Source organism: Bacillus sp. FJAT-28004 (genome assembly GCF_001280845.1).
In the GTDB taxonomy this organism is placed as follows: Bacteria; Bacillota; Bacilli; order Paenibacillales; family Paenibacillaceae; genus Pristimantibacillus.
In genome coordinates this window covers 55,403-78,883 of record NZ_LGHP01000003.1, presented here as the reverse complement: position 1 = coordinate 78,883, position 23,481 = coordinate 55,403, and the positions used below count along the sequence as shown (strand labels likewise).

The 23,481-nt window shown below is 46.3% G+C and carries 26 protein-coding genes; 6 read left to right on the top strand and 20 right to left on the bottom strand.

All coding sequences use genetic code 11. The annotated features are described in order from the left end of the window. Positions 1-19 precede the first annotated feature (19 nt). Positions 20-922, top strand: coding sequence for a TIGR01777 family oxidoreductase (locus tag AC787_RS28165; RefSeq protein WP_054028293.1), 903 nt, complete (start codon positions 20-22; stop codon positions 920-922). Positions 923-931: 9 nt separating this feature from the next. Here AC787_RS28165 and AC787_RS28160 read toward each other — a convergent pair whose 3' ends face one another. From AC787_RS28160 to AC787_RS28085, 16 genes are all read right to left on the bottom strand, one after another. Beyond that, positions 932-1,747 carry an FHA domain-containing protein gene (locus tag AC787_RS28160; protein ID WP_054028292.1) on the bottom strand — a complete coding sequence of 272 codons (816 nt, stop codon included), beginning with the start codon at positions 1,745-1,747 and terminating at the stop codon, positions 932-934. Positions 1,748-1,839: 92 nt separating this feature from the next. Further along, a complete protein-coding gene (locus tag AC787_RS28155) occupies positions 1,840-2,499 on the bottom strand; it encodes a DUF6382 domain-containing protein (protein ID WP_054028291.1) in 660 nt (219 codons plus the stop codon). Between the two features lie 29 nt (positions 2,500-2,528). After that, positions 2,529-3,041, bottom strand: a complete 513-nt coding sequence (locus tag AC787_RS28150; protein WP_054028290.1) for a prepilin peptidase — start codon at positions 3,039-3,041, stop codon at positions 2,529-2,531. Positions 3,042-3,075: 34 nt separating this feature from the next. Further along, on the bottom strand, positions 3,076-4,047 hold the full coding sequence (locus AC787_RS28145) for a TadE/TadG family type IV pilus assembly protein (protein ID WP_152970791.1): 972 nt from the start codon (positions 4,045-4,047) through the stop codon (positions 3,076-3,078). Beyond that, positions 4,013-6,277 carry a hypothetical protein gene (locus tag AC787_RS28140; RefSeq protein WP_161807577.1) on the bottom strand — a complete coding sequence of 755 codons (2,265 nt, stop codon included), beginning with the start codon at positions 6,275-6,277 and terminating at the stop codon, positions 4,013-4,015. The genes AC787_RS28145 and AC787_RS28140 overlap by 35 nt, the downstream gene beginning before the upstream one ends. A gap of 53 nt (positions 6,278-6,330) precedes the next feature. After that, complete coding sequence (locus AC787_RS28135; protein WP_054028287.1) at positions 6,331-7,056, bottom strand: TadE/TadG family type IV pilus assembly protein; 726 nt, start codon at positions 7,054-7,056, stop codon at positions 6,331-6,333. A gap of 12 nt (positions 7,057-7,068) precedes the next feature. Next, complete coding sequence (locus tag AC787_RS28130) at positions 7,069-7,254, bottom strand: Flp1 family type IVb pilin (RefSeq protein WP_054028286.1); 186 nt, start codon at positions 7,252-7,254, stop codon at positions 7,069-7,071. A gap of 24 nt (positions 7,255-7,278) precedes the next feature. Beyond that, positions 7,279-8,163 carry a type II secretion system F family protein gene (locus AC787_RS28125; RefSeq protein ID WP_054028285.1) on the bottom strand — a complete coding sequence of 295 codons (885 nt, stop codon included), beginning with the start codon at positions 8,161-8,163 and terminating at the stop codon, positions 7,279-7,281. A 19-nt stretch (positions 8,164-8,182) separates the two neighbouring features. Then, entirely contained in the window at positions 8,183-9,055 is an 873-nt protein-coding gene (locus tag AC787_RS28120; protein WP_082361224.1) for a type II secretion system F family protein, read from the bottom strand. Continuing rightward, positions 9,052-10,287 carry a CpaF family protein gene (locus AC787_RS28115; protein WP_235561162.1) on the bottom strand — a complete coding sequence of 412 codons (1,236 nt, stop codon included), beginning with the start codon at positions 10,285-10,287 and terminating at the stop codon, positions 9,052-9,054. The genes AC787_RS28120 and AC787_RS28115 overlap by 4 nt, the downstream gene beginning before the upstream one ends. Next, positions 10,277-11,428, bottom strand: a complete 1,152-nt coding sequence (locus AC787_RS28110; protein WP_152970790.1) for a hypothetical protein — start codon at positions 11,426-11,428, stop codon at positions 10,277-10,279. The genes AC787_RS28115 and AC787_RS28110 overlap by 11 nt, the downstream gene beginning before the upstream one ends. A gap of 168 nt (positions 11,429-11,596) precedes the next feature. Continuing rightward, a complete protein-coding gene (gene ndk, locus AC787_RS28105) occupies positions 11,597-12,019 on the bottom strand; it encodes a nucleoside-diphosphate kinase (protein ID WP_054028283.1) in 423 nt (140 codons plus the stop codon). A gap of 35 nt (positions 12,020-12,054) precedes the next feature. Next, a complete protein-coding gene (locus AC787_RS28100; protein WP_054028282.1) occupies positions 12,055-12,858 on the bottom strand; it encodes a pyruvate, water dikinase regulatory protein in 804 nt (267 codons plus the stop codon). Continuing rightward, the gene (locus AC787_RS28095) at positions 12,855-13,526 is read right to left on the bottom strand and encodes a CBS domain-containing protein (protein WP_054028281.1); all 672 of its coding nucleotides are present in this window, start codon (positions 13,524-13,526) and stop codon (positions 12,855-12,857) included. The genes AC787_RS28100 and AC787_RS28095 overlap by 4 nt, the downstream gene beginning before the upstream one ends. Positions 13,527-13,615: 89 nt before the next feature. Beyond that, positions 13,616-14,500 (bottom strand): NAD(P)-dependent oxidoreductase, encoded by an 885-nt coding sequence (locus AC787_RS28090; RefSeq protein WP_054028624.1) that lies wholly within the window; start codon positions 14,498-14,500, stop codon positions 13,616-13,618. 210 nt (positions 14,501-14,710) lie between these two features. Next, on the bottom strand, positions 14,711-16,495 hold the full coding sequence (locus tag AC787_RS28085; RefSeq protein ID WP_054028280.1) for a M3 family oligoendopeptidase: 1,785 nt from the start codon (positions 16,493-16,495) through the stop codon (positions 14,711-14,713). A 113-nt stretch (positions 16,496-16,608) separates the two neighbouring features. On the opposite strand from AC787_RS28085, the gene AC787_RS33040 reads away from it, so the two are divergent. Together AC787_RS33040 and AC787_RS28080 are read left to right on the top strand one after the other, a co-directional pair. Beyond that, positions 16,609-16,779, top strand: a complete 171-nt coding sequence (locus AC787_RS33040) for a YycC family protein (RefSeq protein ID WP_069188209.1) — start codon at positions 16,609-16,611, stop codon at positions 16,777-16,779. Continuing rightward, entirely contained in the window at positions 16,776-17,018 is a 243-nt protein-coding gene (locus AC787_RS28080; protein ID WP_054028279.1) for a hypothetical protein, read from the top strand. Before AC787_RS33040 ends, AC787_RS28080 begins: the two co-directional genes overlap by 4 nt. On the opposite strand, the gene AC787_RS28075 is transcribed toward AC787_RS28080, so the two are convergent. Further along, positions 17,015-17,755, bottom strand: coding sequence for a DUF2225 domain-containing protein (locus AC787_RS28075; RefSeq protein ID WP_152970789.1), 741 nt, complete (start codon positions 17,753-17,755; stop codon positions 17,015-17,017). The two genes, AC787_RS28080 and AC787_RS28075, sit on opposite strands and share 4 nt — an antisense overlap. 4 nt (positions 17,756-17,759) lie before the next feature. Beyond that, positions 17,760-18,149, bottom strand: coding sequence for a globin (locus tag AC787_RS28070; RefSeq protein ID WP_054028278.1), 390 nt, complete (start codon positions 18,147-18,149; stop codon positions 17,760-17,762). Positions 18,150-18,578: 429 nt separating this feature from the next. Here AC787_RS28070 and ylbJ point away from each other — a divergent pair, with 429 nt between their 5' ends. Together ylbJ and AC787_RS28060 are read left to right on the top strand one after the other, a co-directional pair. Beyond that, the gene (gene ylbJ / locus AC787_RS28065) at positions 18,579-19,655 is read left to right on the top strand and encodes a sporulation integral membrane protein YlbJ (protein WP_054028623.1); all 1,077 of its coding nucleotides are present in this window, start codon (positions 18,579-18,581) and stop codon (positions 19,653-19,655) included. Positions 19,656-19,732: 77 nt separating this feature from the next. Next, on the top strand, positions 19,733-20,530 hold the full coding sequence (locus tag AC787_RS28060) for an NAD kinase (RefSeq protein ID WP_054028277.1): 798 nt from the start codon (positions 19,733-19,735) through the stop codon (positions 20,528-20,530). Positions 20,531-20,582: 52 nt separating this feature from the next. Here AC787_RS28060 and AC787_RS33430 read toward each other — a convergent pair whose 3' ends face one another. Together AC787_RS33430 and lipA are read right to left on the bottom strand one after the other, a co-directional pair. Continuing rightward, complete coding sequence (locus tag AC787_RS33430; protein ID WP_235561146.1) at positions 20,583-21,308, bottom strand: YutD family protein; 726 nt, start codon at positions 21,306-21,308, stop codon at positions 20,583-20,585. 26 nt (positions 21,309-21,334) lie between these two features. Further along, positions 21,335-22,270, bottom strand: a complete 936-nt coding sequence (lipA, locus tag AC787_RS28050; protein ID WP_054028276.1) for a lipoyl synthase — start codon at positions 22,268-22,270, stop codon at positions 21,335-21,337. A gap of 132 nt (positions 22,271-22,402) precedes the next feature. On the opposite strand from lipA, the gene AC787_RS28045 reads away from it, so the two are divergent. After that, entirely contained in the window at positions 22,403-23,458 is a 1,056-nt protein-coding gene (locus AC787_RS28045) for a M23 family metallopeptidase (RefSeq protein ID WP_235561145.1), read from the top strand. Positions 23,459-23,481 lie beyond the last annotated feature (23 nt).

Sequence of the window (23,481 nt, the reverse complement as noted above, 5' to 3'; positions counted from 1 at the left end):
ATTGAAGGAGCGAACGAAGATGCGGGTTGCGATAGCTGGTGGAACTGGGTTTATTGGAAGTGCGCTTACAAAGGCTTTGCTTGAGAGAAATGATGAGGTATGGATTATTTCCAGAACTAGCCCAAAAAATCAATCCAAACGCGCTGGGTTTAACCAAATGACTTGGGATGAGCTTGAAGCTTCTCCCTCTTTACTGGAAGGCATTGATGCCATAGTCAATCTCACAGGCGAATCCATTAATCAACGATGGAATCAAGCCGCCAAGCAGCGTGTCATGGACTCAAGACTAACAGCAGCAGCCCGCATCTCGAAGCTTGTTCATTCGCTCAACCACAAACCGCCGCTTGTTATTAACGCATCCGGGATTTCCGCGTACGGCATATCAGCAGACGGTATTTTTGATGAATCAAGCCCAACTAGAGTTACCGATTTTTTATCGGAGGTTGTTCAGAAATGGGAACAGGCCGCAGACAGCATACCAGCTGAGCGACTTGTTAAACTCCGCGTGGGCGTCGTTTTAGACAAAAAGGAAGGCGCCTTTCCTTTAATGGCTATGCCATATCGCTTGTTCGGTGGCGGTAAAATCGGCAGCGGAGAACAATGGCTGTCATGGATTCATCTCGAGGATATGATTCGGTTAATCCTATTTATTTTGGACAACAACTTCATTGAAGGACCTATCAATGCATCTTCGCCCGATCCTGTATCGAATGATTCATTTGGACGTGCAATTGGCAAAGCAATGGGAAGGCCTCATTGGTTTCCAGTTCCTGCTTTTGTGATGCGAACATTATTCGGTGAAATGTCAACACTGCTGTTAGACGGACAGCGAGCTTTGCCTAGCAGAGCGCTTGAGAACGGGTTCGTATTCCGGTATCCAACTGTTGAAAGCGCCATGGAAGAGCTGGTAGGACGAGGTTAATTTTCTTCCTTATCCCGATTTCAGCTCATAGGCTGGTCCTTGTTCGCCTGCAAGATGGATAATATCACCTATTGTTAGCTTATAGCTCTTATAAGGGATCATCATTTGTCCATTAAGCAGGCTCCCATTTCTGGACCCTAAATCCTTCCCTTTATATTCACCCTCTGTGCACTCAATTTCCAAATGAAGCCGCGATATACCTCTTGCAACCTCTGCATAGCTCACCTGCTCACCCATACGCCTAATTTTGAAGCAACCTTCATTTAACTCTAACTTACTCTCGTGACCCTCCCATCTTCTTTGAATCCATATTGACGGTTCACTCAAGTGCTCTATTGCATGTTTATTTCCTAGCAGAACGGTCGGTTCCACTATATACGATACGGGATTTGCTGCAACTACATGTAATGAAGCAACCATATGATCATCGTTTTGTTTATTTAGATCCTCTGGTATTTTTTGCGGAGTTCCTTCGGTAGAATTATGATCCTCATATACTCTATTAAGCCCAGGAAATAATCCAGCGTTAAACTTAGATTGTTCTAATTCCTCTTCCGAATCTTCATCGTATGTATCACGGTTCGTTTTCTTTCTCCAAACGAGCATAACAGATGCAAGAAGCAGCAAGGAAATGCCTAGGCTGATCAATAAGCTCTGCCTTGAAGCAGCTTCAAAATAAACAAATCGCCAAACGCATGCAAGTGCGACGACAAGAACAGCTGTTGCGATCCATCTTTTCTTCGTTTCCGGCTTACCCTCCTCCGTATATAAAGGATCAGCAAAATGATTTTTTGAAGAGAATGACTGATCTTTAAAATCATCCATTTGTGGAGATGAAAAAGGCTTCCAAAGTGGGTTTGAGATTTGATCCTGTCCTTCTCCATCAAGGCTCGTGCACTCGGATTGATGCTGCCATTCTAAAAGTGAATTTTTTTCGGCGGAGCTGGTTTTTCTGCTTGCTGCTTCTCGAACTTCTCCTCTAGTTCGCTTCTCAGTTTCGAAGGAGTTTCTCCTATTAACTCCAACAGAGTCGACCGAAGCTCTTCCAGTGGCCACCTCTTGCCGGATAAATGCTGCAGCACACGCTTCAAGCCTTCTCCATCAATGCGATCTACATAAGATGTGAATCGAACGATTAACGACAAAAGATCTCCCGCTCCCTTTGTTTGTTCAGCAGTACCTGTTTTTATAGGCACATATGCAAGCCGTATATCATGCAGCTTCTCTCCGATAAAAATATATTGTTCATCAAGCAGGCAGCCTTCTGGTCGCAGCATGTAATGCCTACATTCGAATAGCGCATCCGCAACGCCTAATATAAGCGTATAATATTGCTCCATCGTGAGCTGTTGCTGCTGCAGCCTGTGCAGAAGCATTCTCATTCCTGACAGCTTGTATCGGAACGTAACTTTGCTGTCCAGCTCGAACCAATCAATCGGCAGCAGGTAGGGAATTCGCTCACTATGTAGCATATGAAGCTCTATCTCATCAAGCTCGCTTCTATACAAGCCGCTCTCACGATCTATAATCATCTCATGCGTCTGATTCATAGCAAAATCAATTCGAAAGTTTTGCATTTCTCAAATCCCCCTTATCACATGCAAACTTAGCTGAACATGGACCATACCGTAACTGCTGCTGGTACAACCGCCAGCATAAACGGAAATTTTTTACCAGACTCCGCCCATTGCAGCCACTGAAGCTTCCTATATCCTGCCTCTCGCACAATGATTGCCGATACACCTGCAGCAACCCTCTTCCCAAAAGCACGATTAACAATGACTAGACACACGCCAATTGCACCCGCATACAAAATGGCATAAAGCATCATTTGCAGCACAATCCATACCCCCACTAAGGCCCCTAATGCTCCAAACAGCTTTACATCTCCAGCACCTATCCCTCGCGCGAAATGCAGCAGCAGCAAGGGAATAAATCCTGCTGATGCGCCCACTGCTGCTGTTACCGCCCCTTCGATTCCGCTAAGAGCAATATGATAAATAAATGCAGCAGTAAAAAAGGGCACAGTCAGCCAATTAGGAATAATTTGAGCTTTTAAATCCGTATAGAGAGCTATCATTAAAAACACTGCAACAGCAGCTGTTTCAATAAAATCCATGGCGACTCCCCCTCCATCTTAGCTATGTCTTCTCCTACTTGCCTCCGCTGCTCTTCTCAACGACAAAATGCATGGATACTTGATTATTTTGCTTGGTCACCTCTGAAGCTTTAAGCTCCCACATACCCGGAGTCGTATTGCCCGATACATGCCAGGTCCATTTTATATAACCATCCGTATCGGCAACCGCTTCACCAAGATGTTTCGCTTTACTTGAGCCGCTCTTATATGTAACACCCAAAGAAATGGCAGCGCCTGGCAACGTTTTTACTGTAACAGCAGCCTTCTTGCCAGGACGAAGCGGATTTGGCTCTATAGAAACGATTTGGATTGGAATGTTCTCTTGATCAATCTTGTTTTCACCATATGCAGCAGGAGCCGCATCACTAATCCAAACACGTTCGGAGGCCTGCTCCTTCAGAACAATGGGCTTACCGTAAAAAGGCAGCTTTAAAGGAAAGTCATATTCCACCTCTATAGCCAAATAAGGCTCATGTTCTTTCCCTAAATCAGGCAGTGATAACCAGTTTAGCCTTAACTTTGGAGGATCAATAATGGCTACATCAGAAAACTCTCTTAGTAATGGCTCGATAACTGATCTTCCCATTTCCGTTGCAGCCATATTTTGAATCGGACGGAAGTCACCTCGCAATGTGGACGAAACCAAAGATCCTACGGGTGAAGGGAACCATTCCGCGGCTTCTGCTGCAATCTCACTCCATGAGGACAAAGGAATAGTTCCTTTGGAAGGCAAAGGAACAGCGGCTGATGCCTGCTGCCAGGCAAGTTCTACCGGATGAATATGTGCTGCCATTTGCCTTACCGTCTGAGAAGCGGCAGAATGCAGTGCCATCTGTACCGCACAGAGACGAATGAGCATGACAAAAACCAACAACACAACGATAACCATGGGCATCACTAACGCAGCTTCTACGACTATTGAACCTTGTTCATGCTTAATATGCCTAGGTTTAATAAGACCAGCCCATCGTTTGTGTCGTCTCATAACGGTTGCCTACAACCTTTCCTTCCAGAAGTCCGACCGCGCCAAGCGTCCGAATTAATCCGGGAATGAACCAAAGCTCCATCGAAACGGTTGTTTCACCTGTCACTCCGCTTGGAACGGCAGAAAGCGTCGATCCAATGTTTTGCTCGATGGCTGCAATCATCCGAGCCAAACTTGCCCCGTCATCCGCACCATGCATCAGTGTAAAGAGCCGTAAATAATCTGTATAAGTAAGCTCTACCTTTACGTACTTAGACAATGGAGCTGATCCTCGCTCAGTGAAAGCAAGCATGTCCTCGATCGATTTCTCTAATCCATAAATAAGTGCTGCTGATAAGATAAGCAGTGGATGCCCTAACGATTTGCTTTCAAGCAGCCCTTCCATCGTCCTCACAGCCAGCCGTGTTGCAAACAGTTCGCCATATGCAGCAGCTATATTCCCAACTGGATTATTGAAGCCGTAAATAATATATTCCGCTTCCTGATTATTAAATGAAATGGCATGTGATAGCTCTGATAGATCTCCGCCAGTCATCATGGAACGTAAATGCTGTGGAGCAAACGCGGTAAAACGATGAATGACGTATTCGCCAAAGTACAGCGAATCTCTTGTTTTCTCCAGCATCCCGGCCATACCTGTAAACAATCCGCCCATAAAGGCAGTAGACTGCTCAGCTGCCATATGCGCATCACTAGCCTGCTCCATACTCTCTATTGTCGTTGCCTCATCAGACTGCTTATTGAATAATAAATTATCGTTATAACGTTGCTTTACCCGTTCGAACACCTTTTGATGCTCTTCAGATTGCGGGATACTTGTCAATCCATGCAGCAAACTTCGCGCCTGTTTCCACAGCGAACCCGCTTGCTCCTTCTGCTGCTTAAGCTGTGTCGTTATCTGACCTTGATCAAGTGCTTTCTGTCGATCAACTATGACACTAGCAGGACGAATATATTTCTGTTCATATGCCCCATAAGCAAGTCGTAAGCTAGTAACCCCTTCAAGCAATGTATCAGCAGCTTTGCTTGTGATAGGCTTGTTAATAGAAGCAAGGCTGCTGGATTGATAGCTGCCTGCTTCCATATCGATTGAAGCTGCAGATGAGCCCTGCACCTCCAGCTCCTGCCGATACTCATTAAACCATCCATCCGTCTTTACAAGCTCATCTGCAGCTTTCCTCACCTGCTCAATATCAGAAGCAGCATCAGCTGGAACCTGGTGCTGCTCCGCATTAGTTGATTTATGCTTGGACACGGCATCATATCCACTATACTCAGGCTGCTGATTTGCTTGTTGAACCAGTCTCAGCATATCCTCATTTAATCCCCTGGCAGCTTCCAGCTCCCGAATAGAGTCCCCATGCAGTTTCACATGCTGTCTGTGCATATCATCGCTCACTTTACGCAGCTCCAAAGTAAACGCTCTGACTCTTGCCTCGTATGCTTCTATTTCTTTTGTATGCAACATTTTATCCCCAGCAGTTAACGATTGATTATACATAACTTTGGCAGCATAGGCGCCGTATTCCGAAGCGATGCTCAGAGCAGAATCGCCTTCTATTGTTATGACATCCGTCTGGACTGGTATTAATATAGGAATACGGCTTCCACTTATGGTCGAGGCCATCTGCTTTTGCAGTTGAAGCACATTAGCTAGATGTTCTTCCCGCTTCTCGTAAAACTTCCTCATACTCTCCAGCAGACTCATTGCAATAGACGCCTCCTTCATGGCATCTGCCATCGGCACAAACCTCGCTGCGAGATCTAAAGTAAAATCTACTGGGGCCTTATATTTCATCTCCTCCAGTACCTGTCTTGAAAATACATCATGGCTGCCTAGAAACGTCGCCGCGTGCAGCGCCGTAGCTTCAGACTTAGCGCGAACCAGCTTCATGCCTGTTCGAGCCGAGCCTTCAGCTGCTTCTGTATTAGCCGTCATCATTTCCTTAAAAATCGTTTGCCCATCTGTTCCGCCACGACCAAACAATCCGTATCGCTCATAAAGAGCAGCATCATAGGCAGAGAGCACAGATCTTACGCTGGACCTTACAGCATCCTCAGTTAACTTATGCAAAGCCGCAATACGGGCATAATCAATAAGCAAAGAGAAAAACAACAGCAGCGAGGATAATACAATAACCGAAAACACGGTTACTGCCCCATCTTCTCGAAATAAAAGTTTGCAATTGGATAACTTGAATCTATGTCTCGATGCTTTATTCACGATCATAGCTGCCATGCACCTCCATCATTACCTATCGCAATCCCACAATTGCTGCTTCATTATGGCTTTGGCGCCTTTCCGGCACCTTTATAAGAGTCCAGCACCTGTCCGGCCTGAGTTTTCGCTTGCCCAGCTCCTCCTGCTCGATTGGCGAACCTAGATGAATAATAGCGAACAAGATCAACGCTCCGAATAAATTCAGTTGGATCAACTATCGTGGCGGATGATACGGTTTTAGGTTCTCGTTTCAACCAGCTCTTCTCTACAATTCCAACCGATAAGGATTCTTTTAATTTGACCAAGATCACTCTTTTGAGAACACTGCCCGAATAGCTGATTTGTCCTTCGTATGTTAAGCCTGCTTGTTCCAGCCAACGAGCTGACTGCTCCATTTTGCGTACAGATAAAGCGTTATTGCTTCCATCAACCGTCTCCGCAAGGGGAAGTACAACTTTCGCAGCTGCATTCTCCCCTCTCAGACCAAACAAGCTGCTAAGCATTCCATCTTCGCCAATTCGCCAATATAAGCCATCATAGTCTGGTTCAATAAGCATGCCGCTCCTTGCCTCTCGATTACTGTTGTCCCAGCTGAAAGCAGCACGCTCAGCAGTTGAAGAGGCTGCATAATAGACGATAACTTTCTCGTACATATACATACCGAACAAGATAAACAACAATATAAGCCCGAACAGCATTGGAAATACGATCGTAGACTCCAGCGTGAAGCTGCCTTGCTCCTTCTTCAGCCAGCCCAGCAGCCTTGCTTTTATTCGCAATCTGTTCATCAGCCCCACCTGCTAACTAAAAATTTTGTCCGCCTCGTCATCTGCTTTGCCCATCAACCGTTCGATCAGCTCAATAATCCAGTCTTTAAAGAGCAGTGCAATAATAATAACAACCGCAATAATCAAAATAATTTCGAGCGTTCCCAAACCATCTTCCTCTTTCCAAAATGAGCGAATCGTTTGACCTATTTTGTTCATCTTTCATCTTCCTCTCGGGTTTAGTTAAGACATGAGCAGCATTGCCGGTGCAGCTACCAAAATCATAAGCACTAATAAAATTCCTACAAGCGGAAATACGAGCTTTGAGGAGGCTTGCTCCCCACGCGATCTAGCGATTGCCTTGCGCTTCTCCCATAAGGTATAGGAAAGCTCTCGCAATGCGAGAATAAAATGCTCTCCTCCTCGGCGATAATTCAGAAGGAGCACCGTTGTGAAAATCGATACTTCCTGCACAGCGCATCTTCTATTAAACCGCTCCATCACTGTACTGAATGATTGACCATTGCGAAGCATGGACACCGTCTCTCCCCATTCCTTATAGAGAGGGTGCTGCATGGTCTCTTTTCCTTCCAAGCATCTTGCCAATGCTTGCTGCACGGTCTCCCCGGCACCTACGAGCAGCATCAACTTACTGAGCATAACGGGCAGCTCGATAACCATTTGCTGCTTTCGTTCTTCAACGCGCCGACCCGCTTCTACGAAAGGACGTATCGTTAATACGATGCCGAATACAGCGCCCATCAGTAATAGTATTGGCTCCTGTCCAAGCAAACTCAGCCATACACAACCCGTTAAAGCTGCATAACCAGTACCTAAAGCGGATGATGCTTGAGCTTTCGTCTGCTCGATTGACCAATTGCTGTCTTTCAACAAAAGCAGCTTCATATGGTAACTGCCCATTGGCATATGCAGCGTTTCAAAAAGCTGGAACCGCTCAAGCACACGCATAAATGGATTAATCAAACTTAGCTGCACAAGCTGCTGGCGTGTTTGGTCATCAGCTTGTTTTCTTCGTTTCAGTTGAAGCCATATTGCATGAAGTGCTCCTCTTCCTGCCAAGTAAATCCATATCGCTGTAAGAGTGACAGCTACAATTGCCGCAATCATGCATTGTCTCCCTTCTTTGCTACATTCGGATTCTCATCATTTTTCCCATTACCCAGAAGCATAGGAGCAGCAGAAGCAGAGCACCCGTCAACAATAAATAACCGATGCCTCCATATAAAGGTTCCATATAGTCGGGTGCAGCTAGGCTTAAGAAAGCTAAAAATACAAACGGAACTGCCATCATAATTTGTCCTTCGAATTTTTTTTGAGCAACCATTACGGCGATCTCCTGCTCAATCTCCAGCTTCTCTCCGATAATGATCGAGGTTTGTTTCATCACCTCCAGCAAGTCACCTCCAGATCGCTTGCAAGCTGAAAGAGCGTCAACGAACTGAGTGATCTCATCAATGCCAGCACGATTAGAGAAGTTACGCAGCGCATATTCTAAAGGTTCGGCGTTATCTAAGCGGAAGCGAATGATTTGAAATTCCAGCAACAGTTCTGTTCGAGAATCAGGGTATATTAGCTTCAAATCATCATGGGTAGACAAAAATGCATTTTCGAGAGAACGACCCGCAGCAAGTGAGGAGGTCAGAGAAAACAAAGCTTCCTTAAATTGCAGTTTGAGCCGCTCTTTGCGCTGCTGCAGGAGCGATTCACGTCTAATTCTTGGAGCGATTATACCGAGGCTCGCAGCTGCAAATGATAGGAGTACAGAATGATAGAATAAAAAGACAGCGCCATACAAAAGCACCGCTGCTGCTAAAGCCGTGGCAATAAACTGTTTTCGGTTGAGATAGTATTGCTCATAGTTCGTGAGGATTCGGCCAGCTCGGATATTATCCATCGTTGCTTCGCTCTCCCAGCCGCACCATGTGAGCATCCTTTCCATTCGCCCTCCGTGCAAACGATGGAAGCTGTTGCTTTTATTCACGCCATTTAAATTGCTCATATCGCCACCCCTTCGCCCGTTTTTTTCCCAGCCAGCGTCAGCTTGTCCATTCTCATCACCGGATTCGCAGTTCGCTTTAGTCCGCCAAGCACTCTACCATCCCGTTCTCCCTCCTCCTCGAAAGTAAACAGCGGATTAAGTAGAATTTCGCCTGCTTCAACACCAATGACCTCACATATCTCGGTCACTTTGCGGGTTCGATCACGAAACCTCGATAAATGGATGACGATATCGATAGCCGAGGCGATTTGCTGACGAATAACCAGCATGGGCAGCTCAGCTGCACTAAGCACCATCGTCTCAAGTCGAGCCATCATATCCTTCGCACCATTGCTGTGCCCAGTTGACATGCTTCCGGCATGTCCAGTATTTAATGCTTGCAGCATATCGAGCGCCTCTCCGCCACGCACCTCGCCGACAATAATTCGATTGGGACGCATCCGAAGCGATGCACGTATAAGGTCACGAATCGTAATCTCGCCTTTCCCTTCCGTATTCGCATTTCTTGTCTCCATCGCTACTAAGTTAGGAATCGAGCGAATTTGCAGCTCAGCAGAATCCTCGATCGTAACAATTCGTTCATCCGACTGGATAAACTGCGACAATGCATTTAGAAAAGTTGTTTTACCCGTTCCTGTTCCTCCGCTTATGAACATGTTATATTGCGCCCCAACAAGCTCTTTCAGAAACGATGCTGCTTCAGGCGATAGCGAATGGATGGCAACTAGCTCCTCCATCGTTAGCGGCTGATCAGGAAACTTCCGAATCGTCATGCATGGTCCTTTGAGTGCTACTGGCGGCAGTACGACATGCACCCTAGAGCCATCCTTTAGCCGCGCATCTACGATTGGCGTAGACTCATTGACGACACGATTCACGCTAGCTACAACAGTCTGGATTAAATCCTCGAGCCGTTCTCTACTTTCAAAAGAAACCGGCAGAAGTGTCATTCGTCCCCTGCGCTCAACAAATATTTCTGCATGATGGTTAATCATAATTTCACTAATTGAGGCATCTTCCATCAACGGCTGCAAAATATCAAGACCTCTAAACGAATGGAACAGCCTACGTACAAGCTTCACTTTCTCGGTGGCCGTAAGAGGATGATGATCGCACCATTCGAAAACGATCTCTTCAGCGATTCTCATAAGGCTGTCATCCGATAGTGAACCGCTAAAATCAATTTTTGCTCGTACCTTATTACGCAGTTCAAGCACCGTCTCATCGCTCAGCAAGCATTCCCCCTCCTTCCAAATAAAGCTGTTTGAATAATTGATCTGCCGCTGCCCTGTATAAAGGTGATGACAGTAGAGCGACATGGCTTGCTCCCCGCCATTCTGGAATTTCTGGAAGTCCCACCTTGGCACATGCAATGCCATCCATCTCACTAGTTGAGGCTTGTATAGGGCGGGCAACATGGTTTTTTACGCTTATGAATTTATTGCCCAAACGGCTAAATCTATTGCTCCATTTTTGCGCTCCATATCGAAGAGCCATTCTTTGTTTATTTCTAACGGAAGCATCATCGTTTACTACCCAGATCACCTGACTTGATCGTTCAAAAATAGTAAGGTGCAGCTCATCCAGCCCATTATCCAAATCAACAATTATCAGATCGTACTGCCCGCTTTGGGCAATGGTATCCAATAATCCAGCCGCATCTTCCTCATGAAGCGTCAATCGATCCTCCAGATTTGTCCAGGAGGCCAAATAATCGCCCTTTAGCTGTGAGTCCCGCTTCCGATGCTCCATAAGCCAATTCACGGATTGCCCAGGCAGTGATTTGAGACCGTACAGCAGTTCTGACATACCCTCTTCTTTGATCTCGCTATCCTTCAAACCACCTAGCCACGCTTCCGATGTGTTCCACCTCTCAAGGTTCAAATAAAAAGTTCGACATTGATACATACTCGCGGCATGTACTAAATGCAGTGCCAAAGCGGTTTTCCCTGTTCCCCCTGATGCCGAGTAAACAGATATAATCCTCACGTCAGACGGCCTCTCAGAAGTTCCAAACGACGAAGCAGCATGAGCTATCCCTTGGGAATGAATCTCCGTAAATCGCTGCAGCAGCTGGGGAATCGGTTGGTATTGCAAAAGCTCATGCTTCTCCTTGCTTTCTCCGTGCTGCATCACGAGCGCAACTACAGGGATATTCGGAAGCTCAGCTTTCATCTCCACAAGCAGCTCAGGCTGTGCAGCGAGCAAATCGATCTTGTAGCCTTGCTTCACATAGAGCTTCAAAGCATCCGCGTGCGTGAATGCGATAATCTGCCATTGCTCGCCAAGCTTGCTGTCCCGAATATAATCAGCTAACCGCTTCAAGTATTCCGGCTCCTTCACCGCTACCGCCAGTTGATATTTGTTCAGCACAATCACCATCCCTTCCACTGCGAAAACACAAAAAAAGCACCGTAGAAGGCGCAGATATCTGCGTCCTTATACGGTGCTTCCGTGTTTGAACATTAACTTTGTATAAAATTTACCATACCCATATTCCATTCGTCAACTAAGGAATTTACTTCTGTTTTACCTCATCGCTCAAAAGCTATTCGATTCCTTCGACTGTTGGAAAAAGAGTTTGATCTCGCGCTCCGCACTTTCAATAGAGTCTGAGCCATGAATGATATTGCTAGCTACGTCGATTGCAAAATCTCCACGGATTGTACCAGCAAGGGCTTCAGATGGATTCGTTGCGCCAATAAGCCCCCGTGCGTTTTTAATAGCGTCTTTGCCTTCCCATATCATTGCGAATATAGGCCCCGAAACAATAAAATCGACCAACTCGTCAAAAAATACCTTTGAACGCAAATGCTCATAATGTTGCTCAGCATGCTCTCTTGATAGCTGCATGACCTTTGCATCTACTAGTTTAAAGCCCTTTTCTTCAAATCGAGCAACAATACGACCTACTAAACCACGCGCATAACCATCTGGCTTTACCATTACAAACGTTTTATCCATGTTGAATCCCCCTTTGTCTCTATCGGTATAGCCATTTATTTGTTAAGCCATTCAGCAATAATACCTGCAGTCTCTTCAATAGCACGATTTGTAACATCTATAATAGGACAATTCAATGATTTCATGACCGCTTCTGCATAATCAAGCTCTTCTTGAATACGCTCGGTTGTCGCATACTGAGCGGATGCCGGAAGTCCAAGCGTCTTGAGCCGTTCAGAACGGATCTCCGTAAGATGCTCAGCTTGCATCGTCAAACCAATAATCAACCGACCAGGAACGGGCTGCTTTAGCTCTTCAGGCGGATTAACCTCCGGCATTAGCGGTAGGTTGGCTGTCTTAATTCCTTTATGAGACAAGAAGATGCTAAGCGGCGTCTTCGACGTTCGAGATACGCCGATTAAGACGACCTGTGCTTGTACAAAACCACGAGCATCCTTGCCGTCATCATATTTTACAGCAAACTCAATCGCATCCATCCGGCGATGGTAAGCATCATCAATGGAGTGCAGCAGTCCCGGCTCCCGCTTAGGGAAACTTCCGAATGTATCTACGTACGCCTGCATCATCGGTCCCATGACATCAACCGCTCGAACGCCAGCTCTATACGCCTCTTCTTTCATTTGCTCCCGAAGCTCCGGCTGGACTAGCGTGTAGCTGATAAAACCACCTGTGCTAGCCGCTTCCGCGACAATACGTATAATTTCATCCTCGGACTTGATATGTCCGTAACGTTTAATTTTCACGTGCTCCGACGAGAATTGGCGCAAGGTCGCCTTAGCCACCGCTTCCGCCGTTTCACCTACAGCATCGGAGCATACATAAATAATCTGCTGTCTCATAACTCTGGCTCCCCCAATTTCCCATCCATTGCGATGTCCGCCATCAGACGTATAATGTTCGACTTCGATACCCAGCCGGTAACCTCAGGATCATTCGCTTGATCCTCGCGAGGAACGATAACCGGTAAACAATCTACCTGATGGAGCGACATTTTGCGAATGGCTTCCATCACAGATTCGTCGGGCATTAGCGTCACAATATTGGGATAACGGGTCATCACCATACTGACAGGAATAGATGCAGCACCAGCGTTGCCAAGTGTTATTTTGAGCAAATCCTTCGGAGTGACGATTCCAACAAACCGCTTCTGTTCATTCACGATCAGTAGAGTATCCGCATTTTCAGTGAATAACGTAATTACAGCATCATGCACAGACAAAGAGTCCGGTACATTAACGGGAACACCCTGAACTTCTCTCACCTTCATATTGTTCAATTGCTGCAAAGGCTCGCTGCTGGAACGATAGGTGTTGCCTAAGAAATAACCGACCTTGGGCTTCGCATCAAGCAAGCCAAGCATGACGAGAAGGGATAAGTCTGAGCGCAGCGTGGGTCTGCTGACACCTAAAGATTCTGCCAGCTGCTCACCGGTAATCGGCGCGTGCCTCTTCACAAGCTCAAGAAGCTCCAATTGCCGCGTGGATAATTGAATCGGACTCTCCTCCATCCTCTATATGAGTCATACATAAGTTTAATAGTACTATTATTTGAAAATAATATATCATATTAACGAATGATGTACAATATATAGTCGTCCTACTCTTTAAATATAACTTTATATAACGCTTGTGTACCACTATTTTCTTCTCCAAGTGATATAAGTTGCTCGTACAATGAGCGTGCCAGCGCTAAGCCTGGCAAGGGAAGACCCATCTCATCAGCCGATTCGATTGCGATTTTAATATCCTTTATGAAATGTTTCACGTAAAAACCTGGCGCAAAATCTCCATTGATCATGCGAGGCCCCAAATTCGATAAAGACCAGCTCCCTGCCGCGCCAGCCTCAATGCTTTTCAGCACCTTACTCGGCTCCAGCCCTGCTTTCTTGGCATAAGCGAGAGCCTCGCTCACGCCAATCATATTGGTGGCAATCGCAATTTGATTGCACATTTTGGTGAATTGCCCTGCGCCCGCCTCGCCTTGATGGACGATGTTTTTGCCGATAATCATAAACAATGGCAGCACCGCATCATAGGCTTGTTCTGATCCTCCGACCATGATCGACAGCCTGGCCTCCTTAGCGCCGACATCTCCGCCTGAGACAGGGGCATCGAGCGCCATAAGCCCCCTATTGCCAGCTTCTAGCGCAATCCGTTTTGCAAGCGCCGGGCTTGAGGTGGTCATATCAATAAGGACAGAACCGGGCCGTGCATTTTGTAATAGACCTGAGGCTCCAAAATACACCTCTTCCACATCAACGGGATAACCTAACATTGTGATTATTACATCCGATTGCTCCGCAACCAATTTCGGCGTATCCTGCCAAATAGCTCCCTTCGATACCAAGGTGTCTGTTCTTGATTTCGTTCGGTTAAACACATTAACCTTATAGCCGTTATCCAGCAAATGACCCGCCATACTCGCGCCCATAATACCCGTTCCAATAAATCCGACCACTTTTTGACTTGTCTGCTCTTTCATTTTAATTCCGCCTCTCTTCGTTTTCCTGTAATCGAACATTCTCTTATTATAATATAATCTGCCCTGCTTCCCACAAAACAAAGAGATGCACTTCTGTTTTTGCAGAAGCAAGCATAATTTCGAATCCAATTTTTCATAAAAAATAGCCATAGACAAACGGTTTCCCCCTGTCTACGGCTACTGTTATGACTGCCCTTCCGAAGAAGCGCTTTACTCGTTTGTCATTTCGATGAACTGATCTACATCAACTGCAGTCAGCGCAACTGCATCGCGCCAGAAGTCCATCTCCTCTACATTTACGCCTAAATGTGCCTGAGCAAGCTGCTCAACGGTCATCCGTCCGGTGTCGCGAAGCAATGCAACATACTTATCTTTGAAATCTGGACCTTCCTTTAGCGCCTTCGCATAAATACCCGCACTGAATAGATAGCCAAATGTATAAGGGAAGTTGTAGAAAGGAACGTCAGTTAAGTAAAAATGCAGCTTCGATGCCCAGAAATGAGGATGCACCTCACCTAGCATATCGCAATATGCTTCCCGCTGCGCCTCTTCCATTAAGGAATTAAGCTCTTCGACTGATACTAGACCTTCACTGCGACGCGCGTAGAAGCGAGTTTCGAATAAAAAACGCGCATGAATGTTCATAAAAAATGCCACAGACCGCTGAATTTTGTCTTCAAGCAATCCAAGCTTCTCCTCGTCCTCTGTTGCTGTTTTTAACGCTTGATCAGAAACGATCAGCTCCGCAAACGTAGAAGCCGTCTCAGCAACATTCATCGCATATTCTTGCGACAGCGCTGGCAAATCATTCATGACATGCTGATGATACGCATGACCCAGCTCATGCGCCAGCGTCGAGATGTTTGAAGCAGTACCCGAATACGTCATAAATACCCGAGTTTGACCACTCTTTGGAAAAGAGGTACAGAAGCCGCCTGGACGTTTCCCAGGGCGATCCTCGGCCTCAATCCAGCCATCGCGGAATGCAAGCTCCGAGAAGTCTGCCAGATCCGGACTAAACGTTCGGAACTGCTCTATTATAAAAGCAGCGGCTTCGTCATAAGGAATCGTTCTCGTAGCTGATCCGATTGGCGCTTCAACATCATGCCAGTCCAGCTTCTCAACACCGAGCAGCTTCGCTTTGCGCTCTAGATAACGAACGAGAACCTGTTTGCTCTCTTGTATAGCAGACCACATCGCTTGCAGCGTAGCCTCACTCATACGGTTCATTTGCAACGGCTCCTGCAGCACCGAATCCCAGCCACGCTTGTCGTACAGCTTTAAACGAAAGCCTGAAATTCGGTTTAACGTTTCGGCACATAAATCTGCCTGCTCTGACCATTCCCGCTCCCACTCGGCAAAAGCAGCCTTTCGAACTTCACGGTCCCCGTCAGATAAACGGTTATGCATTTGACCCGCGGATAGAACTTTCTTCTCTCCGTCTGTACCAACATCGTTAAATTTTGCTCTGGATACGATTACATTATAATAATCTCCCCAACCGTGGTAACCATCTACTGCCAAATCTCCTGCCAACGCTTCCAGCTCAGGAGCCATTTTTTGCTTCGCAAGCTCGCGGCGCTCAGTCAAGCTGAACGCAACCTCAGACAGTTGTTTATGCGTAAGCAGCTTTTCCCATTCAAGGTCATCAAGTCCTCGCAGTACGTTGTCGAAACGAGTGAGCACCCCAAGAAACTTCGCAGCTAGCGTCTTTACGCGATCACTGCGTGAGTTTGCGGCTGTGTCTCGCATGTTTTGAGCCAGCAAGCAAGAAACAAACGACTCTGTCTCACGCAACCTGATGATGATGCTTTGCAGCAGCTCCGTCATCGACGCAATTTCAGAATCTCCAATGCTCGCTTCCGCGGATAGCGCGGTATCCAGCCTCTCAATGTCTTCGTCCATTCCCTTCAGCTCTTGCAAAAAAGCTGCCGAGTTAGAGCCTCCCTCATAAAAAACTTCTAAATCCCAACTTTGCGGATATCCCTTATTCATTTGCGATCATCCTCTCTTCCATAAAAAAAGCCAAGATGCGGCCGCGTTTTTATTTGCGCAAACCTTCTCGGCAGTGTATAACTTAATTATATCCAGATTGGAGGAATTACACCATGTCTAAACCGTTGCAGATTTCTGCTGATACAGCTGTTAAGCTATCTGAGCAGCTTGGCGTCCCGATAGAGCACTTAATGCATATGCCGCGCCATATTTTATTGCAAAAGCTCTCTGAGCTTGCTAAGCCAGATACAGCACCTGCCCCCGAGAGCGATAACAAATCATGATTCCGTTCGAAAAAGCCTGGCCTTATGACATTATTATGGGTGATCTTTATGTATCAAGCTGTCCGTTCTGCCATGCAGACAATGTACTGCTTCCAGTAAGACCAGCAGAGCTTCAAGACATACAGGACGGTATGAAACGATTGCTCGTTTTCCCTTGCTGCCGAAATAAAGTGACGATTGTTGATGCAGATCCTGATTATTTGCTAACAGACCGTGTTCTAAAAAAAGCTATACGCTAAGCGGACGTAGAAACCGACTGCTTCGATAAGCTTGTGCCCTCGTCTAGAGTTAGGTTGCCGGATGCATGTTTTGATCTGGCTTCCTGCTCCTCGCGAATAAGCTGCCACTGCTCGCGACTAGCACGAATCATTGCAGCATCCACGATTTTTTTGTCATTTACCACGCGAGAGAACCAACGTACAGCATCGTTTAATTCACCGATACGACGATTCAACTCCCCTATTAGAAACATAAGTTTGGCGTTGTTAAGCGCAACACCCTCTGCCTCATATACCCGTATATATGCCTGAAGTGCAAAGCGGAGAAACCGTTTCTCGTCTTTCTCATTGTCTTCATAACGATAAAGCCAAGCGATATGATGCAAAATACCAGCAAGCACGCGCTCCTTCTCGTCAATGGCTTGGGCTGATAAGAGAGCTAGCTTATAGCTGGCCATCGCCTTCTTCAAATCACGCTCTCCGCCATAATCTTGATTTTTCCAATGAATTCCGATTTCTTCATGGTATTTCTTTTTTTGCCGATCGTTCAACCGCTCCATTCCGTTCTCAGTTGAGGCAAAGCCGCAATTAGGACAAACCCTGACAACATAAAAATCAGGATTTACATCCGTTTTATAATATCCGCAAAAGTCAGAGTCCATTTTAGCTGCTCTTTTGAAGCTTGGTCTAACGCGCGATGTCATAAATGTGTTTTCACAGCAAATGCATATGATTTTGGATAGGTAGAGCGGTTCCATACAATCACGTCTCCTCTTCAGATGTGTTTACAAAGTGGTGTGCAGGTCCGGATAGTCTGTTTATAACGATCTCTTGCAGCTCTTCATTTATGCCTACCTCTTGCAAGGCTCTGTGCATGCAGTCCAGCCACGCACCAGCATGCTCAGGGGTTATCGGAAAAGGCATATGCCTTGCTCTCATCATGGGATGTCCATATTCATCTGAATATAACGAAGGCCCACCAAAAAACTGGGTCAAAAATAAATATTGTTTTTCTATAACAGGATCAATATCTTCCGGGAACAAAGGCCCAATTAGTGGATGGGCTTGTACTTTAGGGTAAAAAGAGTTAACAATCAGCCTTAAAGTCTCAGATCCGCCTAACGCGTCATAAAGGCTTATATTCCTATTCATCGTCAAATTCATCTCCATTGTGTAGGTATTTAGTATTATATCATAAAAAATTACCGGAATGAACATAAAAAAGCCCGCGGCATGCTTATCCGGGGCTCATCATATAGTGCGTATTACCCATCAACCTTCATAGTCCTCTTCCCCTGGTGCTGTAAGAGATTCTCGAATGACATAGACGAAAGCACAAACCAAGATGCCAGCGATTATACTCATACCCATCACTCCAACCATTTCAAAGGTAATTCCATTGTACCATAAAAAAAACAGGAATCCATCGTTTTGCAAGCGTTTTCTTTATCAAACTTATTTATTTTTAAAGCATCTCCAGTGATGTATGTGCTTATTCATACATATACGTTTAGGAGGGGTTGTACAGCATCTCATTTCGGCTGCAAGTTACCCTTTCCAACAAATGAGGAGGCGGTCTATCTGCTGCGAACTTTAATCCATCCCTTATCCATAACCGCGCTTGGCGCCTTTATAATCGTGCTCTTAATGACCGTCTTTCCTACTGAAACACTTCACTCCTCGCTCCGCGGGCTTTCTATTTGGTGGCAGGTGCTGTTCCCAGCACTGTTTCCCTTCTTCGTTATTTCGGAATTACTGCTCGGTATCGGCATTGTGCATTTCTTCGGCAAGCTGCTCGATCCGCTCATGAGACCTATATTCCGGCTTCCCGGAATCGGAGGTTTTGTAGTGACTATGGGTTACATTTCTGGTTATCCTGTAGGCGCAAAGCTTACAGCTCAGCTCTTTGAGCAGCGGCTCATCAATCGAGCTGAAGGCGAGCGGCTAGTAGCCTTTACGACGACGTCTGATCCTATTTTCCTGATTGGTGCGGTTTCAGTTGGCTTCTTCCAAAATGTAGCTATAGCGCCCATACTCGCTGCTGCCCATTACGGCGGGGGGCTGCTTATCGGCTTTCTCATGCGCTATCATGACAGACATGCCCTGCCATCCGGAACAAAAAAAACAACGGAAACAAGGGACGGTTTCAGAAAACGTCGTCCCTCTCGAATCTCCGAAGCGCTCAAGGCGATGTATGATGCTCGCTTGCTGGATGGGCGCGGACTAGGACAGCTGCTGCAAGATTCTATTCAATCCGCACTGCGACTCATGATCGTCGTTGGTGGACTTGTCGTATTTTTCTCAGTCGTGATGGAAATGCTGACCCACGCAGGTATCGTTGAAGCTATGGCTGAAGGTCTCCGATTTTTGTTCGGTTTAATCGGACTGCCAAAACCGCTTGCAGACGCAGGAATATTTGGATTGTTTGAGGTAACGCTTGGCTCACGCTCGGCGGGAACAGCAGGCACAGGACTTATGCACCAAGTTGCAATCGCCGCATGGGTGCTCTCTTGGGGCGGATTATCGGTTCATGCCCAAATAGCCAGCCTGCTCAGTAAAACTGATCTGCGCTATCGTCCTTTTTTTATAGCAAGAATGCTTCACGGTTTTATTGCTATCGCTCTCGTTTACTTGTTATGGGGATGGCTCGGGCCATGATTAGCCCCGCTCATTGAATTTAAAGTCAATTTCCTTTATCATCTTAAGTACTATGGAGATCGGAAGGAGATTTACTTTTGAAGTATGCGGTTATTGATCGAGGCGATTCTTTATCTAAATCGTTAGCAGAAAAATTTCATACATTAGCCGGGGAGCGAGGCTTCATTCGGCAAGATGAATCACCGGAAATCGTTATTTCCATCGGAGGCGACGGGACATTGCTGCTCGCTTTTCATAAATATGTAGATCAAATTACGAATGTTGCATTTGTTGGCATTCACACCGGCCATCTTGGATTTTATGCCGATTGGAAGGCAGATGAGCTTGAAGACCTTGTAGCGATGATGGCCGAGGAAACTCCTCGAATCGTTAGATATCCGCTTGCCGAGATTGAAGTTGAGACACCGAGTGAGACCCGTCATTACTTATCATTAAATGAATTCACGTTGAAAGGCGTTGACGGGACGCTGGTTGCCCAAATTAATATAAATGATGAAATGTTCGAAATGTTCCGCGGAGACGGGATTGTCATTTCAACCCCATCAGGCAGCACCGCATACAACAAAAGCTTAGGCGGTGCGATTGTCCATCCATCGATAGAATCGCTGCAAATTGCGGAAATTGCTTCCATCAATAATCGTGTTTATCGTACACTTGGATCGTCAGTGCTGCTGCCGCAGCATCATCACTGCGATATCATTTCCAAGAAAGAGCAACGGCTGCAGCTCGCTATCGATCATATCAGCATTATGAGCAGCGACATCCGTTCCATTCGCTGCAGCGTATCCAGTCGTAAGGTCAGCTTTGCACGATATCGGCCGTTTCCTTTCTGGAACCGGGTACGCGAAGCATTCCTTGGTTACGACGTGCGTTAAGCCAAACTTATTATTACCGACATTTATTGCAAAAAAAAGACACGCAGCGCATTTATACGCGCTCCGTGTCTTTTTTGTTTGGTCGATTCGTTTCTGCGGATGCAGCCGCGGTTTCATTGGCTGCAAGGCGAAATGGCTTCTTGGAACGGTTGTCGTTGCCTTTATAGCCGCCTTTGCGCTGCTGTTGCTGCTCACGTTTCCCGTTGCCCTGTTGTTCGTTATTATTTTTGCCTTCGCCAGCATTGGCACTGTCGTTGCCGCTATTGGCGTCATTTTTGCTGCGGTTGGAGCTTCTATGGCGATTTTCTCTTGTATGATTACGAGTATGTCTTTCATGCATTGGAGCAGCACTTTCTTCCTTAGCGGTCGCAATCTCATCTTGCTCAAGACCTTCGGAAACATCCACAAAGCCAGCAGCCGCTGCAAGAAGATCAGCCGCTTCTATACGTGGCCGCTCATCATCTGCATCCAAGTCATAGTCACCTGGCTCACGTACAGTGCTCTGAGTTTTTTCTAAAATAAAATAAGCACAGCCAAAGTTGCAATATTCATTGATGTAATCCGGCATGCCGGATAGGTTGCTTTCCTTCGTTGCCTTTTGGTGGTTATCACGAAAAAAACCTTTCAGCCTCAACTGGCTATAGCCCCAGTCACCAACAATATAATCGTAACGCTCGAGCACCTCGCTGTATCGATCACGAAATGCTTCAGGATTCCAGCCGTTCCTATTTTCAAGTACAATTTCATAAGATTTTCCGCCGATATGAATCAAAGCCATATTCTCCACCTCATCTTGAGCGTCAGTTACAAGCTGCTTGAGCAAGCACCGGACGAAATCTCACGGGTCGCTTCAGCTTCCGCAGCAATTGCTGCGTGTGCCGAATCGGTCTGCTCATGTGCATGATAAGAGCTGCGTACTAATGGTGCGGATTCTACATGCCTAAATCCGCGTTTCAGCCCTTCTTCTTTTAGTTTTGCAAATTCGTCTGGGTGGACATAACGTACAATCGGCAAATGTTTAGGCGATGGCTGCAAGTATTGACCTAATGTCAAAATATTCACATCGTTTGCACGAAGATCATCCATCGTCTGCAAAATTTCATCCCATTCTTCACCCACGCCAAGCATAATGCTTGATTTGGTTGGAATTTTGGGCTTCATTTCTTTGGCGCGCTTCAACAGCTCCATCGTACGGCTGTATTTGGCTTTGGCACGAACACGATCCGAAAGCCTCTCCACCGTCTCGACGTTATGATTTAGGATATCCGGATTAGCATCCATAACAATTTGAAGCGCATCTTTATTGCCTAAGAAGTCGGGAATAAGTACTTCAACACGGCAAAACGGCATACGTTTGCGAATCGCATGCACGGTTGCTGCAAATATAGATGCGCCTCCGTCTTTAAGGTCGTCGCGAGCAACTGATGTAACGACGCAGTGTTGAAGGTTCATTTGCTCAGCTGCCTCTGCTACCCGTTCTGGTTCGTCCAAATCCAGTTCAGTCGGCATACCTGTTTTAACAGCACAAAAACGACAAGCGCGCGTGCAAATATCACCCAATATCATAAATGTAGCTGTGCGATTCGACCAGCATTCATAAATGTTTGGGCATCGTGCTTCCTCGCAAACCGTATGTAGCGTTTTTGAGCGCATCATATTTTTAATTTCGGCAAAGTTGCCGTCTGTTGCTAATTTTATACGAAGCCAATCAGGCTTTTTGAGTGTTTCTTGCTGTTTCATTAGGGATTACCTGCTTTCAAGTTCATTTATAATTCCTAAACTCATGCGTTTATTATAACATGTTTCGTATAAAAACCAATGATTTGCAAAACATAAGGTTATAACCGTCATGCTTTTGGAAGGGTGAGACGTTTGAAACTGACTATTCCTATTGTTGCAGCATTAACCGCAGCTTCGCTGCTCATTGCCACGCCCGTCAGCCCTGCAAAAGCAGCTCCTGCTATCAAACGGCAAAACGATACGGCAAATGAGCAAGCAGCTAATGCTGAGCCAGATCCTCTTCCAGAAAGAAGAGGCTTGTACGACAAATTAAGCTTATTTACCGAAGTACCCTGGTACTGGATTGCAGCCATCGATCAATATGAGCGATCCATGTCTAAAGTACGTCCAAAGGCTCGTCCAATGCTCGGCAGCACCGTTGGCGTATTTATCGACCAAGAACGCTGGGCCGGCCCACTCAATCCGAATATGGAAGACATCTCACCGGTTTCGATCAACTTTTTTAACGGGATTGGCCGCGATGGTGACGGAAATGGACAAGCGGAGCGAACAAGCGACATCGATCTTCTGTATTCACTTGTTAGCCGCGTTGCCGCCTATGGTATCTCAAATGATGATTTCGCAATCGGGCTTTGGGAATATTATCAAAATAACCGTTCGGTTCAACGCATCCAGCAGTTCGCCCGCATCTATGAAGCATTTGGCCAGCTTGATTTGTTCGAGCACGCTTTCCCTCTGCCAACCAGCACTCATTATGCCTATAACAGCACCTGGGGAACTGGGCGAAGCTGGGGAGGCAGACGTACCCATGAAGGTACAGATATTTTCGTTAGACATGGCGTCCCTGTTCGAAGCACATGTTATGGCATTGTTGAGGTACAAGGCTGGAATCCATATGGCGGCTGGCGCATTGGCATACGTGATCTGAACAACTTTTACCACTATTACGCTCATTTGTCCGGCTTTGACAAAACCGTTAATATAGGCGATGTCGTTAAGCCTGGCCAAGTCGTAGGATGGGTAGGAAGCTCTGGTTACGGCAAGCCGGGGACGCAGGGAAAGTTCCCTCCTCACTTGCATTATGGCGTATACAGCGATCGCGGTTTATTCGAATGGTCGTTTGATCCTTATCCAATGCTGCGCCGCTGGGAGCAAGCAGAGCGCAAACGAATTCGTGCCGGAAAATAAATCAAAAAGCATAAAACGACTTT

Bases quoted from the DNA above. Each gene is read 5' to 3' on its own strand.
- AC787_RS28165 (WP_054028293.1), top strand. From the start codon at position 20: ATGCGGGTTGCGATAGCTGGTGGAACTGGGTTTATTGGAAGTGCGCTT.
- AC787_RS28160 (WP_054028292.1), bottom strand. From the start codon at position 1,747: ATGGATGATTTTAAAGATCAGTCATTCTCTTCAAAAAATCATTTTGCT.
- AC787_RS28155 (WP_054028291.1), bottom strand. From the start codon at position 2,499: ATGCAAAACTTTCGAATTGATTTTGCTATGAATCAGACGCATGAGATG.
- AC787_RS28150 (WP_054028290.1), bottom strand. From the start codon at position 3,041: ATGGATTTTATTGAAACAGCTGCTGTTGCAGTGTTTTTAATGATAGCT.
- AC787_RS28145 (WP_152970791.1), bottom strand. From the start codon at position 4,047: ATGAGACGACACAAACGATGGGCTGGTCTTATTAAACCTAGGCATATT.
- AC787_RS28140 (WP_161807577.1), bottom strand. From the start codon at position 6,277: ATGATCGTGAATAAAGCATCGAGACATAGATTCAAGTTATCCAATTGC.
- AC787_RS28135 (WP_054028287.1), bottom strand. From the start codon at position 7,056: ATGAACAGATTGCGAATAAAAGCAAGGCTGCTGGGCTGGCTGAAGAAG.
- AC787_RS28130 (WP_054028286.1), bottom strand. From the start codon at position 7,254: ATGAACAAAATAGGTCAAACGATTCGCTCATTTTGGAAAGAGGAAGAT.
- AC787_RS28125 (WP_054028285.1), bottom strand. From the start codon at position 8,163: ATGATTGCGGCAATTGTAGCTGTCACTCTTACAGCGATATGGATTTAC.
- AC787_RS28120 (WP_082361224.1), bottom strand. From the start codon at position 9,055: ATGAGCAATTTAAATGGCGTGAATAAAAGCAACAGCTTCCATCGTTTG.
- ndk (WP_054028283.1), bottom strand. From the start codon at position 12,019: ATGGATAAAACGTTTGTAATGGTAAAGCCAGATGGTTATGCGCGTGGT.
- AC787_RS28100 (WP_054028282.1), bottom strand. From the start codon at position 12,858: ATGAGACAGCAGATTATTTATGTATGCTCCGATGCTGTAGGTGAAACG.
- AC787_RS28095 (WP_054028281.1), bottom strand. From the start codon at position 13,526: ATGGAGGAGAGTCCGATTCAATTATCCACGCGGCAATTGGAGCTTCTT.
- AC787_RS28090 (WP_054028624.1), bottom strand. From the start codon at position 14,500: ATGAAAGAGCAGACAAGTCAAAAAGTGGTCGGATTTATTGGAACGGGT.
- AC787_RS28085 (WP_054028280.1), bottom strand. From the start codon at position 16,495: ATGAATAAGGGATATCCGCAAAGTTGGGATTTAGAAGTTTTTTATGAG.
- AC787_RS33040 (WP_069188209.1), top strand. From the start codon at position 16,609: ATGTCTAAACCGTTGCAGATTTCTGCTGATACAGCTGTTAAGCTATCT.
- AC787_RS28080 (WP_054028279.1), top strand. From the start codon at position 16,776: ATGATTCCGTTCGAAAAAGCCTGGCCTTATGACATTATTATGGGTGAT.
- AC787_RS28075 (WP_152970789.1), bottom strand. From the start codon at position 17,755: ATGGAACCGCTCTACCTATCCAAAATCATATGCATTTGCTGTGAAAAC.
- AC787_RS28070 (WP_054028278.1), bottom strand. From the start codon at position 18,149: ATGAATAGGAATATAAGCCTTTATGACGCGTTAGGCGGATCTGAGACT.
- AC787_RS33430 (WP_235561146.1), bottom strand. From the start codon at position 21,308: ATGGCTTTGATTCATATCGGCGGAAAATCTTATGAAATTGTACTTGAA.
- lipA (WP_054028276.1), bottom strand. From the start codon at position 22,270: ATGAAACAGCAAGAAACACTCAAAAAGCCTGATTGGCTTCGTATAAAA.